General features: G+C 70.1%; 15 protein-coding genes and 1 pseudogene. All 16 read left to right on the top strand.

All coding sequences use genetic code 11. The features are described from left to right. Positions 1 to 301 (top strand): annotated as a pseudogene (locus KR546_RS12870) (hypothetical protein); the annotation flags it as partial. A gap of 104 nt (positions 302 to 405) precedes the next feature. Then, positions 406 to 1,671: a serine hydroxymethyltransferase gene (locus KR546_RS12865; protein ID WP_238445121.1), complete on the top strand. Its 1,266-nt coding sequence runs from the start codon at positions 406 to 408 to the stop codon at positions 1,669 to 1,671. 52 nt (positions 1,672 to 1,723) lie between these two features. Further along, the gene (locus tag KR546_RS12860) at positions 1,724 to 1,885 is read left to right on the top strand and encodes a hypothetical protein (RefSeq protein ID WP_238445120.1); all 162 of its coding nucleotides are present in this window, start codon (positions 1,724 to 1,726) and stop codon (positions 1,883 to 1,885) included. Between the two features lie 44 nt (positions 1,886 to 1,929). Beyond that, a complete protein-coding gene (locus KR546_RS12855) occupies positions 1,930 to 2,076 on the top strand; it encodes a hypothetical protein (RefSeq protein ID WP_238445119.1) in 147 nt (48 codons plus the stop codon). Between the two features lie 80 nt (positions 2,077 to 2,156). After that, positions 2,157 to 2,414 carry an AtpZ/AtpI family protein gene (locus KR546_RS12850; RefSeq protein WP_238445118.1) on the top strand — a complete coding sequence of 86 codons (258 nt, stop codon included), beginning with the start codon at positions 2,157 to 2,159 and terminating at the stop codon, positions 2,412 to 2,414. Between the two features lie 92 nt (positions 2,415 to 2,506). Continuing rightward, the gene (locus KR546_RS12845; RefSeq protein WP_238445117.1) at positions 2,507 to 2,947 is read left to right on the top strand and encodes a hypothetical protein; all 441 of its coding nucleotides are present in this window, start codon (positions 2,507 to 2,509) and stop codon (positions 2,945 to 2,947) included. Further along, complete coding sequence (gene atpB, locus KR546_RS12840; RefSeq protein WP_238445116.1) at positions 2,944 to 3,795, top strand: F0F1 ATP synthase subunit A; 852 nt, start codon at positions 2,944 to 2,946, stop codon at positions 3,793 to 3,795. Before KR546_RS12845 ends, atpB begins: the two co-directional genes overlap by 4 nt. 139 nt (positions 3,796 to 3,934) lie before the next feature. Further along, positions 3,935 to 4,183: an ATP synthase F0 subunit C gene (gene atpE / locus KR546_RS12835; protein ID WP_238445115.1), complete on the top strand. Its 249-nt coding sequence runs from the start codon at positions 3,935 to 3,937 to the stop codon at positions 4,181 to 4,183. Positions 4,184 to 4,250: 67 nt separating this feature from the next. Then, positions 4,251 to 4,811: a F0F1 ATP synthase subunit B gene (gene atpF, locus KR546_RS12830; RefSeq protein ID WP_238445114.1), complete on the top strand. Its 561-nt coding sequence runs from the start codon at positions 4,251 to 4,253 to the stop codon at positions 4,809 to 4,811. A gap of 60 nt (positions 4,812 to 4,871) precedes the next feature. Then, positions 4,872 to 5,399, top strand: a complete 528-nt coding sequence (gene atpH / locus KR546_RS12825) for an ATP synthase F1 subunit delta (RefSeq protein ID WP_238445113.1) — start codon at positions 4,872 to 4,874, stop codon at positions 5,397 to 5,399. Positions 5,400 to 5,439: 40 nt separating this feature from the next. Continuing rightward, on the top strand, positions 5,440 to 7,095 hold the full coding sequence (gene atpA / locus KR546_RS12820; protein WP_238445112.1) for a F0F1 ATP synthase subunit alpha: 1,656 nt from the start codon (positions 5,440 to 5,442) through the stop codon (positions 7,093 to 7,095). A gap of 45 nt (positions 7,096 to 7,140) precedes the next feature. After that, positions 7,141 to 8,025, top strand: a complete 885-nt coding sequence (locus KR546_RS12815; protein WP_238445111.1) for a F0F1 ATP synthase subunit gamma — start codon at positions 7,141 to 7,143, stop codon at positions 8,023 to 8,025. 49 nt (positions 8,026 to 8,074) lie between these two features. Further along, positions 8,075 to 9,535 carry a F0F1 ATP synthase subunit beta gene (gene atpD, locus KR546_RS12810; RefSeq protein ID WP_238445110.1) on the top strand — a complete coding sequence of 487 codons (1,461 nt, stop codon included), beginning with the start codon at positions 8,075 to 8,077 and terminating at the stop codon, positions 9,533 to 9,535. A gap of 3 nt (positions 9,536 to 9,538) precedes the next feature. Further along, positions 9,539 to 9,919, top strand: coding sequence for a F0F1 ATP synthase subunit epsilon (locus tag KR546_RS12805; protein ID WP_238445109.1), 381 nt, complete (start codon positions 9,539 to 9,541; stop codon positions 9,917 to 9,919). 10 nt (positions 9,920 to 9,929) lie between these two features. After that, the gene (gene murA / locus KR546_RS12800) at positions 9,930 to 11,246 is read left to right on the top strand and encodes a UDP-N-acetylglucosamine 1-carboxyvinyltransferase (protein WP_238445108.1); all 1,317 of its coding nucleotides are present in this window, start codon (positions 9,930 to 9,932) and stop codon (positions 11,244 to 11,246) included. Next, the gene (locus KR546_RS12795; protein ID WP_238445107.1) at positions 11,243 to 12,115 is read left to right on the top strand and encodes a CPBP family intramembrane glutamic endopeptidase; all 873 of its coding nucleotides are present in this window, start codon (positions 11,243 to 11,245) and stop codon (positions 12,113 to 12,115) included. Before murA ends, KR546_RS12795 begins: the two co-directional genes overlap by 4 nt. Positions 12,116 to 12,127: the final 12 nt, after the last annotated feature.

The raw sequence follows: 12,127 nt of genomic DNA, 5'->3' as shown, positions 1-12,127 counted from the left end.
TCGCGCGATGGTCCGTCGCGCGACGGACCATCGCGCGACGGACCACCGCGCCACCGACCACCGGGCTGCCGCGGCGCGGACGACCGGCGGAGGCCGTCGACGCGGGCCCTCCACCCGGGTCGAGCGTCCCGACCGGGTCTCGCGCAGCACGGACCCGGACGCGAGCACGACGCCCGCGCCGCCGGAGTCACCGGTCGAGGCCGAGGAGCAACGACCCGCAGAGGCCGACCGCGAGGCGCCAGCCGGCGACGAACCCTCCCGCCCGACCCACCACGTCGCCCGGGACCATCGCGCGGGCTGAGCCGGGCGCTGCGCCGGCCCCTCGGACCGCGCGCCCTCCACGGGGGAGGGGCCGGCGCGGTTAGGCTGGCGGGGACCCTCCACGAGCCGTACAGGGATCCTCCCATGGCCTACGTCCACCCTCGCTTCGATGCCATCCGCGCCACCGACCCGGAGGTGGCCGACCTGGTCGTCGCCGAGGCCGAGCGCGAGGCCGGCGCCATCCGCCTGATCGCGTCGGAGAACTATGCCTCCGAGGCCGTGATGGCCGCGACCGGATCGGTCTTCACCAACAAGTACTCCGAGGGCTACGCCGGCAAGCGCTACTACGAGGGCCAACGGGTCGTCGACCAGGTCGAGACGCTGGCGATCGAGCGTGCCAAGGCACTGTTCGGTGCCGAGCACGCCAACGTCCAGCCCTATTCCGGGTCGCCCGCCAACCTCGCCGTCTACCTGGCCTTCGCCGAGCCCGGCGACACGATCATGGGGATGTCCCTGGCCGCGGGTGGCCACCTGACCCACGGCCACAAGGTCTCGGCCACCGGGAAGTGGTTCGACGCGGTCGGCTACGGGGTGCGCAAGGAGACGGGACGGATCGACCTCGACGACGTCCGCGAACTCGCGCTGGAACATCGTCCGAAGATCCTGTTCTGCGGCGGCACGGCCGTGCCCCGCACGATCGACTTCGCCGGGTTCGCCGAGATCGCCGCCGAGGTCGACGCCCTGCTGGTCGCCGACATCGCCCACATCGCCGGCCTGGTCGCCGGCGGCGCCCACCCCAGCCCGATCGGCCACGCGCCGGTCGTGATGACCACCACCCACAAGTCGCTGCGTGGTCCACGCGGGGCGATGATCCTCACCGACGCCGACCACGCGTCGGCCATCGACAAGGCGGTCTTCCCCGGTCTGCAGGGTGGTCCGCACAACCACACGACGGCCGCCATCGCGGTCGCGCTGAGCGAGGCCTCCACGGACGAGTTCGCCGAGTACGCGCACCGGATCGTGACCAACGCCCGCGCGCTGGGCGAGGTCCTGGCGGAGCGGGGGCTGGACCTGGTGTCCGGCGGCACCGACAACCACCTGCTGCTGGTCGACCTCACCCCGACCGCCATCGGCGGCAAGCCGGCCGCCCAGGCGCTGGACCGGGCCGGGATCGTGTGCAACTACAACGCCGTGCCGTTCGACCCCAAGCCGCCGTTCAACCCGTCCGGGCTGCGCCTGGGCACCCCCGCGGTGACCTCGAGGGGGATGGGACCCGACGAGATGGCGGCCATCGGCAACTGGATCGTCGACGTCGTCGAGGCCGACGGAGACGACGAGGTCGAGCAGCGCGTGCGCAACGAGGTGACCGACCTGGTCGGATCCTTCCCGGCCCCGGGCATCACGCTGTAGCCAGGCGGCACGTGCAGCACTACGGTCGTTGCTCCCAGCGAGGGAGTGCGCCATGACGGGTGGCGGGTCGCACAGCGACTTCGACAACGAGCTCACGCGCGTCGACGGCCAGCTCCCCCCGATGGAGGGCCGCCAGTGGTGGCTCGGCCCGGCCATCGTGCTGGGGCTCGCAATGGTCGGGGTCGTCGTGGTGTTCGTCGTCGCCGTGTGGTGATCCGCGTGGGCCCGCCCTCCGGGCCCCTGACCAGGAGTCGGAACGTGCATGGTGACCAGGACGACGTGATGAAGCGCCTCGAGGGCAGGCTGCTGCCGTTCGAGCGACGCCAGTGGCTCCTCGGGCCGTTCGTGATGCTGGGCGTGCTCGTGGTCGTCCTGGGCGTGATCGTCGTGCGCCTGGTGTGGTGACCTGGCCATGCTCGGGATCCCGTCGTGCGCGCGAGGCACGGACTTTGTGAAATCTGTCACAACCTGCTAGGGTCACGGCCATGAAGCGCTTCGACCACGACGAGATCCAGGATGCCCTGCGGCATGACCGGGACTCGGGGTGGGCGCTGACCGCGGAGTTCCTGTCGGCCATCCTGGTCTGGGCAGGGATCGGCTGGCTGCTCGATCGGTGGTTGGACACCGGTCCGTGGCTGCTGGTCGCCGGCATCGTGCTGGGCGTCGTGCTCGGGTTCTACCTGCTGTACATGCGCCACCGGGCCGCCTCCGCCGAGCACTACGAGCGCTTCCGCTACCGCTAGCACCGACCACCGCACGACGCCTCTGCAGCACCGACCACCGCACGACCACCCCCCGACGGGCAACGACGCCCGGGCCGACCCAGGACTCCGCGATGGTGACCGAGCCGACCGACGCCGCGACCCGCATGGTGCGGGCTGCCGTGGTGGTGCTGGTCGTGTTGGGGATCCCCGCGGTCGCACTGGCGTGGTGGTTGCGCGGACCCGCCGGGGCGGGCACGGCCGCGGGCACGATCCTGCTGACCTGTGGGGGCTTCATCCTGTCCGGACTGTCCCTTCGCTGGGCGCTGGCTCGTTCGCCCGCCGCGGTGCAGGCGACTATGCTCGGCGGCCTACTGCTCCGGCTCACGCTGTACGGCATCCTGCTCGCCGTCCTGCTGCCCACCGAGCTGGTCGACAAACCCACACTCGTGACCGTCGCCGTCACTTCCCTGGCCGTCCTGCTGGCGGTGGAAGTTCGCCTTGTCACGGCAAACCCCGAATTCCGCATGATCCACCCGGCTGAAGCTGAGCCGCACGGAAAGGACCATCAGTGATTCCGTTGCTCGCCGCCGAGTCCGGTGGAGGCTTCGAGCTGCCGCCGATCGATCACCTGTTCGTCTTCCCGGCATGGTTCGACGACGGCCTGTTCGGGGAGGGGTCGATCCTGGCCTTCAACCGCACGTCGTTCTTGTACCTGCTGGCGGCGTTGATCACGATCGGCCTGGTCGTTGCCGCGTTCGGCAACCCCAAGGTCGTCCCGGGCAAGCTGCAGGCCGGCATGGAGGCGGGGGTCGACTTCGTCAAGAACTCGATCATCGGCGCGATCATCGGGCCGGAGGGCTATCGCTACCTCCCGCTGCTGTTCTCGCTGTTCATCTTCATCTTCGTCAACAACTTGTTCGAGGTGCTCCCGTTCATCAACTTCCCGCCGACGTCACGCATGGCCCTGCCGGCCGTGCTGTCGCTGATGATCTACTTCCTGTTCATCTTCGTCGGGATCAAGGCGCAGGGCCCCAAGTACTTCTGGAACGCCGTGTCGGTGCCCGGGGTGCCCAAGGCCATGCTGCTGCTGATCGTCCCGATCGAGTTCGTGTCGACCTTCCTGCTGCGCCCCTTCACGCTGGCCGTACGACTCTTCGCCAACATGATGGCCGGCCACATCCTGCTGACCGTGGTCTTCCTCGCCTCCAACTACAGCCTGGTGGACTTCCACAGTCTCTACGAGGGCGGCGTGCCGGAGATCGCGGCACACGGCTGGATCCAGTTCGCGCTGGGCATCCCGATCTTCGTCGGCGCCATCGCGCTGGTCGGTTTCGAGATCCTCGTCGGGTCCCTGCAGGCCTACATCTTCACCATGCTGGCAGCCGTCTACATCAGCGGCTCGCTGAGCCCCGACCACTAGACCACCCCGGACGTGGTCACGACCACGTCCCCACGTCAACGACCGACCACCCAAGGTTCTGCCGGGAGCACGCCCGGCAGGCACAGACCCCGAACGGGACCGTCGCACGGACGGCCCACCCCACAGGAGACACCATCCAATGGACCTCATGATCCTCGCACAGGAAGCGGTCGTCACCGAGTCGACCACCAACCTGGCCAACGGCCTGGTGTACGGCCTGGCAGCCATCGGCCCCGGCATCGGCATCGGCTACCTGGTCGGCCACGCCGTCGAGGCGATGGCCCGCCAGCCCGAGGCCGCCAGCCTGGTCTCGACCAACATGTTCCTGGGCATCGCCTTCACCGAGGCGCTCGCCCTGCTGGGCTTCGTGTTGGCCTTCATCATCTGATCGCCCACGGTCGGGTGACCGACCACCCGACTGACGCACCACCGACCCTGCACGAGATGAGGACGCCATGACGAACCTGTTGCTCCTGGCCACCGAGGGCGCCGTCGAGGCCGCCGAGTCCGACGGTGGCGGACTGACCCTGATCCTGCCCGAGGCCGCCGAGCTGGTCTGGGGCCTGCTGGCCTTCATCGGGGTCTACCTGGTGCTGCGCCGGTTCGCCTTCCCCAGCCTGAACACCATGCTGGACGAGCGCCGCTCGTCCATCCAGGGGAAGATGGAGGAGGCCGAGGGCATGCGGGCCGAGGCCGCCCAGGCCAAGTCCGAGTACGAGGCGTCGATCGCCGACGCCAAGGGCGAGGCCAACCGCATCCGTGAGGAGGCCAAGGCGGACGCCGCCCGCATCCGCGAGGACCTCGTGGGCAAGGCCGAGCAGGAGGCCGCCGCCGTGCGCGAGCGCGCCCAGGCCGACGCCGCCCAGGAGCGTGAGCGGACCCTGCAGGAGCTGCGCGCCGAGGTGTCCACCCTGTCGGTCGAGCTCGCCTCCAAGATCGTGGAGAAGGAGATCGACCCCGCCACGCACCGCGACCTGGTCGACAGCTACATCAACAACCTGTCGAGCAGCAACTGACCCACCCACCGCCGACGTCGACGCATGCCCGCCCCGGCGGGCCGCCACGAGGCTGACACCATGACCACCAGCACCGCATTCGCCGACGCGATCGTCGCACTTGCCGACGGCGCCGGCACGCTCGACGTCGTCGACACCGAGCTGACGACGATCGCCCGGGCCGTCGACGCCAACCCGGACCTGTACGAGCGGCTCGTCGACGTCCAGCTGCCGGCCAGCCAGCGGCTGAAGTTCGTCGAGTCGGAGACCCTGGCAGCCGCGAGCCCGATGACCCGGGCCGCGCTGGCCATGGTGATCACCGGCGAGGGCGCCGGCGACATCACCGAGATCGCGTCCAGGGTGTCGGATGCCGCCTCGGCCAAGCGCTCCCGCGAGGTCGCCGAGGTCACCGTCGCCGCCCCGCTGGACGACGCCTCCCGCGAGAAGCTGCGGACCGCGCTCGAGCGCGCCACCGGCAAGTCGCTGGACCTGAAGGTGCAGGTCGACCCGTCGGTCGTCGGCGGGGTCCGTGCCCGCATCGGCGACACCGTCATCGACGGGTCGGTGGCCGGCCGCCTGGCCGCCGTCCGCACCGCCCTGTCCGCCTGAGAACACACCGCGACCACCGCTGAACCCGAAGGAAGCCACGATGTCAGACCTCACCATCCGACCGGAGGACGTGACCGCGAGCCTCAAGTCGATGCTCGAGGGCTACACCCCGACGACGGCCGCCGAGCAGGTCGGCCGGGTCACCCAGACCGGTGACGGCATCGCCGAGATCGTCGGCCTGCCCGGCACGATGGCCAACGAACTGCTCGACTTCGGCGACGGGGTCATGGGCATGGCCATGAACCTCAACGAGGGTTCGATCGGCGCCGCCGTGTTCGCCGAGTCCTCCCGCGTGGAGGAGGGCATGACCGTGCGCCGCACCGAGCGCGTCCTGTCGGTGCAGGTGGGCGACGCGATGCTGGGTCGCGTGCTCGACCCGCTGGGCCGTCCGATCGACGGCAAGGGCCCGCTGGACCAGTCCGGGATCGACGGCTACCGCTCGCTGGAGGTCCAGGCCGCCGGCGTGACCGAGCGCCAGGAGGTCCGGGAGCCGCTCCAGACCGGGATCAAGGTGATCGACGTCATGACCCCGATCGGGCGGGGCCAGCGCGAGCTGATCATCGGCGACCGCCAGACCGGCAAGACGGCGATCGCGATCGACACGATCATCAACCAGAAGCAGTACTGGGGTACCGAGCAGGCCGTGAAGTGCATCTACGTCGCGATCGGCCAGAAGGGCTCGACGGTCGCCTCGGTGGTCGAGACCCTCGAGCGCCACGGCGCGATGGAGTACACCACCGTCGTCAACGCCCCAGCCTCCTCCCCGGCGCCGTTCCAGTACATCGCCCCCTACGCCGGGTGCGCCATCGGCGCCAACTGGATGGAGAAGGGCGAGCACGCCCTGATCATCTACGACGACCTGACCAAGCAGGCCGACGCCTATCGCCAGCTGTCGCTGCTGCTGCGTCGCCCCCCGGGCCGCGAGGCCTACCCCGGCGACGTGTTCTACCTCCACTCCCGGCTGCTGGAGCGTGCCGCCAAGCTGTCCGAGGAGCTGGGCGGCGGGTCCCTGACCGCGCTGCCGATCGTCGAGACCAAGGCCAACGACGTCTCGGCCTTCATCCCGACCAACGTGATCTCGATCACCGACGGCCAGATCTTCCTCGAGACCGACCTGTTCTTCCAGGGCGTGCGCCCGGCCATGAACGCCGGTGTGTCGGTGTCCCGGGTGGGCGGCAGCGCCCAGGTCCCGGGCCTGCGGTCGGTGTCGGGCACCGTGCGCATCGACCTGGCCCAGTACCGCGAGCTCGAGGCGTTCGCCCAGTTCGGCTCCGACCTCGACCAGGCGTCCCAGCGCCAGATCGCGCGTGGTGAGCGGGTCGTGGAGGTGCTCAAGCAGCCCCAGTACGAGCCGCTCCCGGTCCGCCTGCAGATCCTGTCGGTGTACGCCGTCACCAGTGGCGCCATGGACGACATCCCGGTCGTGGACGTCGCCCGGTTCGAAGACGAGATCCACGAGCACTTCACGACCAGCGAGTCCGACCTGCTGGCCGAGCTCGTGACCACCAAGGTGTCCGGGGACATCGCGGAGCGCCTCGACGCCGCGATCGCGGACTTCAAGGACACCTTCGAGCCCAGCGCCGACGTGTCCGAGCCCACCGAGGAGCGCAACGAGGGCTGGGACGTGATGTCGGCCGGCGACGACCAGGACGACGATGACCAGTCCGACGACGGCGACGCCGACGACCAGGGCTGAGTCCCGTTCGTCCTGACGAACCGCCCGACGACGTGAGGGAGTGACGTGGCAGGCAGTGCAGAGATCCGCCAGCTGAGACGGCGGATCAAGACCGTCAAGAACACGCAGAAGATCACCCGCGCGTTCGAGATGATCGCGGCGTCGCGCATCCTCAAGGCCCAGCGACGGGTCAACGAGGCACGTCCCTACGCCGAGCAGATCACCGCGATCATCCGTGGCCTCGCGGCCTCCAACGAGGCCCACAGCCACCCCCTGCTGACCGAGTGGCCGGACGCGACCCGGACCGGACTGGTCGTCCTGACCTCCGACCGTGGCCTGGCCGGTGCCTACAACGCCAACGTCCTCAAGCGTGCCGACGCGATCATCGAACACGTCGAGGCACAGGGCAACGAGGTCGACCTGTTCGTGGTCGGCAACAAGGCCCAGCAGCACTACAAGTTCCGGGGCCGCGAGACCACGGGTGCGTGGAGCGGGGTGTCGGACAGCCCGAACTACCCCGACGCCGCGGCCGTCGCCGCCGACGTCATGGACAACTTCACCGATGGCCGGTACCAGGACGTCCAACTGGTCTACACCGACTTCCAGTCGGCGCTCAACCAGGTCCCGACGACGATGCAACTGCTGCCGGTCGACCCCTCGGAGTTCGCCGGTGGCGAGGAATTGTCACCCGAGTTCATCTTCGAGCCCGACCCCCAGGAGATCCTCGACCTGCTGATCCCGAAGTACGTCGAGGCCAAGATCTTCGCCGGGATGCTCGAGTCGGCCGCGTCCGAGCACGCCTCGCGCCAGCGCGCGATGAAGTCCGCGACCGACAACGCCGAGGACGTCGTCAACACGCTGACGACCGTCATGAACCAGGCACGCCAGGACCAGGTCACCACCGAGCTGACCGAGATCGTCGGTGGCGCCGCCGCGCTGTCCGACGCCTGACCTCCCCCTTCACCCGAACACCGTCACCCTGACGACCAGGAGCCAGCACATGGCCGACACCGCCGTCACCACCACCGACCCCACCGATGGCGCCGTGGGCGAGGGCCGGATCATCCGGGTCACCGGACCGGTCATCGACGTCGAGTTCCCACCCGGCGACATGCCCGACATCAACAACGCGCTGACCTTCGACCGGACGGTCGAGGGCGAGACGCGCATGCTGACCGCCGAGGTCGCCCAGCACCTGGGGGACCGTCGGATCCGGGCCATCGTCATGCAGCCCACCGACGGCGTGGTCCGCGGTGCCGAGGTGCACGACACCGGCGCACCGATCACCGTCCCGGTCGGCGAGTCGACCCTCGGCCACATCTACAACGTGCTGGGCCAGCCGCTGGACCTCGACCCCGAGGCCCGCGCGGCGTTCGAGGCCGAGGACCGCTGGCCGATCCACCGCGACCCGCCGGACTTCGACGACCTCGAGCCGCAGTCGGAGATGTTCGAGACCGGCATCAAGGTCATCGACCTGGTCGAGCCCTACGTGCGTGGTGGCAAGATCGGGATGTTCGGCGGTGCCGGCGTCGGCAAGACCGTCATCATCCAGGAGATGATCTCCCGGGTCGCCGAGAACCACGGTGGCGCGTCGGTGTTCGCCGGGGTCGGCGAGCGCACCCGCGAGGGCAACGACCTGTTCGTGGAGATGACCGAGTCGGGCGTCATCGACAAGACCGCGCTGGTGTTCGGCCAGATGGACGAGCCGCCGGGCGTGCGCCTGCGCGTCGCGCTGTCGGCGCTGACCATGGCCGAGTACTTCCGTGACGAGCTGCGCCAGGACGTGCTGCTGTTCGTCGACAACATCTTCCGGTTCGTCCAGGCCGGCTCCGAGGTGTCCACGCTGCTGGGCCGCATGCCGTCGGCCGTGGGCTACCAGCCCACGCTGTCCAACGAGATGGGTGCCCTGCAGGAGCGGATCACCTCGACCCGTGGCCGGTCCATCACCTCGCTGCAGGCCGTGTACGTGCCTGCCGACGACATCACCGACCCTGCTCCGCACACCACCTTCGCCCACCTCGACGCCCAGACGGTGCTGTCCCGCGAGATCGCGTCGCTGGGCCTGTACCCGGCGGTCGACCCGCTGGACTCGACCTCGCGGATCCTCGACCCGCAGGTGGTCGGCCAGGAGCACTACGACGTCGCCACCGGTGTCCAGGAGGTCCTCCAGCGCTACAAGGACCTGCAGGACATCATCGCCATCCTGGGGATCGACGAGCTGTCCGAGGAGGACAAGGTCATCGTGTCCCGGGCCCGCAAGGCGCGCCAGTTCTTCTCCCAGAACTTCAACGTCGCCGAGCAGTTCACCGGCAACCCCGGGGTCTACGTCGAGGTCAAGGACACCATCGAGGGGTTCAAGGCCCTGATCGAGGGGGACCTCGACCACGCCCCGGAGCAGGCCTTCTCCTACGCCGGTGGGGTCGACGACGTCCTCAAGCGCGCCTCCGACATGGAGGAATGAGCCATGGCGACCTTCCAGGTCGAGGTGGTCTCGGCCGAGACGTCGGTGTTGTCGGTGGAGGCCGAGGCGGTCTACGCCCGGTCGCTGGACGGCGAGATCGGCATCCTGCCCGGCCACCAGCCCGTGCTGCTGGCACTGGACATCGCGCCGGTGTCGATCGTCACCACTGACCAGACGATCCGGCTCGCCGTGCACAACGGCTTCCTGTACTACCAGCGTGACTCGCTGGTGGTGCTGGCCGACATCGCCGAGCGCGCCGAGGACATCGACGTCGACCGGGCCCGACGGCGTCGTGAGGAACTGGAGCGCCGCGAGACCCGCGAGGACGCCGCGGTGGCCGCGTCGATCCGCAAGCAGGACGTCCGGTTGTCGCTGGCGCCGTGACGGATCCGGCATGAGTGGCGCCACGCCACCCGACGAGACCTCCCTGCAGGCCGGGGAGGTCTTCGCCGTCACGGGTGGGACCCCCCTGTCCGGGACGGTCCGGGTCCCCGGGGCCAAGAACTCCGCACTCAAGCTGATCGCGGCCTCGCTGCTGACCGACGCCCCGGTCCGGCTGGCCGACGTGCCCGACATCGCCGACGTCCCGGTGATGGTCGACCTCGTGCGCTCCGTCGGGGCCTCCGTCGAGCGGGACGGCGACGTCGTCGAGATCGTCGCCGACAGCGGGATCGGGTGGCAGCCGGAGCGCAACCTGATGACGGCCATCCGCGCCTCGACCAGCCTGTTGGGACCGCTGGTCGGACGGGTCCGCCGGGCCCGGCTGGTGCGCCCCGGTGGCGACAAGATCGGGGCCCGGGGGATCGACCTCCACCTGTCGGGACTGGTCGCCATGGGGGCCCGCCTCGAGGAGGGTCCCGACCACGTCGACGTCCTCGCACCCGACCTGCACGGCGCCCGGATCACGCTGGAGTACGCCAGTGTCGGCGCCACGGAGAACCTGGTCATGGCGGCCGTGCTGGCTGACGGTGTCACCACCATCGACAACGCCGCGCGCGAACCCGAGATCCAGGACCTGTGCCGGATGCTGGTGGCGATGGGTGCGTCGATCGACGGCATCGGCACCGGCACCGTCACCATCCAGGGCGTCGACCGGCTCGAGGGCGTGTCGTGGACGGTCGTCCCCGACCGGATCGAGGCCGGCACCTGGATGGTCGCCGCGGCGATCACCGCCGGGGACGTCCTGGTCGACAACGTCCGCCCGGCCCACCACGAGATGCTGCTGCGGGTGCTGGACCGGGCCGGGGTCAGCGTCACGCCGGAACGCGACCACGTCCGCGTCACCGCCCAGGACCTGCTCGCGACCCGGGTCCTGACCCTGCCCTACCCGGGCTTCCCGACCGACATGCAGCCGCAGATGATGGTCCTGCTGACCCAGGCCCACGGGCTGTCGCAGTGCACCGAGAACGTCTTCGAGTCCCGCTACTCGTTCGTCGACGAGCTGCGTCGGATGGGTGCCGACATCACCGTCGAGGGCCACCACGCGGTCATCCGGGGCCCCACCACCCTGCACGGTGCGCACCTCGACGCGCTCGACATCCGCGCCGGTGCCGCGGGCGTGCTGGCCGGGCTGGTCGCCACCGGCACCACCCACGTGCACGACATCCACCACGTCGACCGTGGCTACCCGGACTTCGCCGGCCGGCTGCGTGCCTTGGGTGCGGACATCGAGCGGCTCCCCGCCTCGGCGGGGGCAGGAGAACCACGATGACCGACCTCCCGCCGTCCGGACCACCACCCGGCCCGCCCCAGCCGCCCTCGTCGTCCCCACCACCCGCCCCCGACCGGCGCCCGGACGGGCCCGCACCGCGACGAGGTCGCGGCGACGACCCGCCATGGCCCGACACCGACGCGCGCCACGACGCGGGCGATCCCGACGAGGCGTTCCGGACAGGGATCAGCCTGTTGGCGGCGTTCCTGATCCTCGCCTGGTCGATCCTCGCGCAGGTGGTGGTCGTGGCGGTCGCGGTGGCCGCAGGTGTGGACGTCGACGGCCTGTCGGGACTGGCCAGCATCTGGCTGGTCGTGGGCATGCAGGTCCTGACCCTGGCCGGGGTCCTGGGCTGGCTGCGCCTGACCGGTCGCTCGGCGTGGCGGCTGCTGGGCCCGGTCCGTCCCCGGTGGCGCCACGTGGGATTCGGGATCGGCCTGGGTGCCGTGGGTTTCCTGCTGGTCCAGGTCACCGCCCTGGTCGTGGTCGCCGCCTTCCCCGACTCCCAGGCACCCAGCCAGGCCCTGCTCGAGATCGAGGGCGGGGTCGCGACCACGATCGCCGTGGTCGTCGCGACGATGGTCATGGCCCCGATCGTCGAGGAGACGACCTACCGCGCCGTCCTGTTCCAGTCCGCTCGCTCCCGGGTCGGGCTGGTCGGCGGCCTCGTGCTGTCGTCGCTGCTGTTCGCGTTCACCCACCTCGAGGTGCTGAACTCGCTCCCGGCGGTCTTCGGCCTGCTGGTGCTGGGCCTGTGGCTCGCCGCCATCTTCCACCGGACCGGCTCACTGGTCGTCCCGGTGGTCGCGCACGCGACCTTCAACGGGATCACCCTGCTGCTGGCGTCACTGGTCCCGACCAGCCTGTGACCCACGAGCGGC

It is taken from the genome of Salsipaludibacter albus, assembly GCF_019798055.1.
Classification (GTDB): domain Bacteria; phylum Actinomycetota; class Nitriliruptoria; order Nitriliruptorales; family Nitriliruptoraceae; genus Salsipaludibacter; species Salsipaludibacter albus.
The sequence above is the reverse complement of the archived record's forward strand: the minus strand, read 5'-3'. Positions and strand labels throughout refer to the sequence as shown.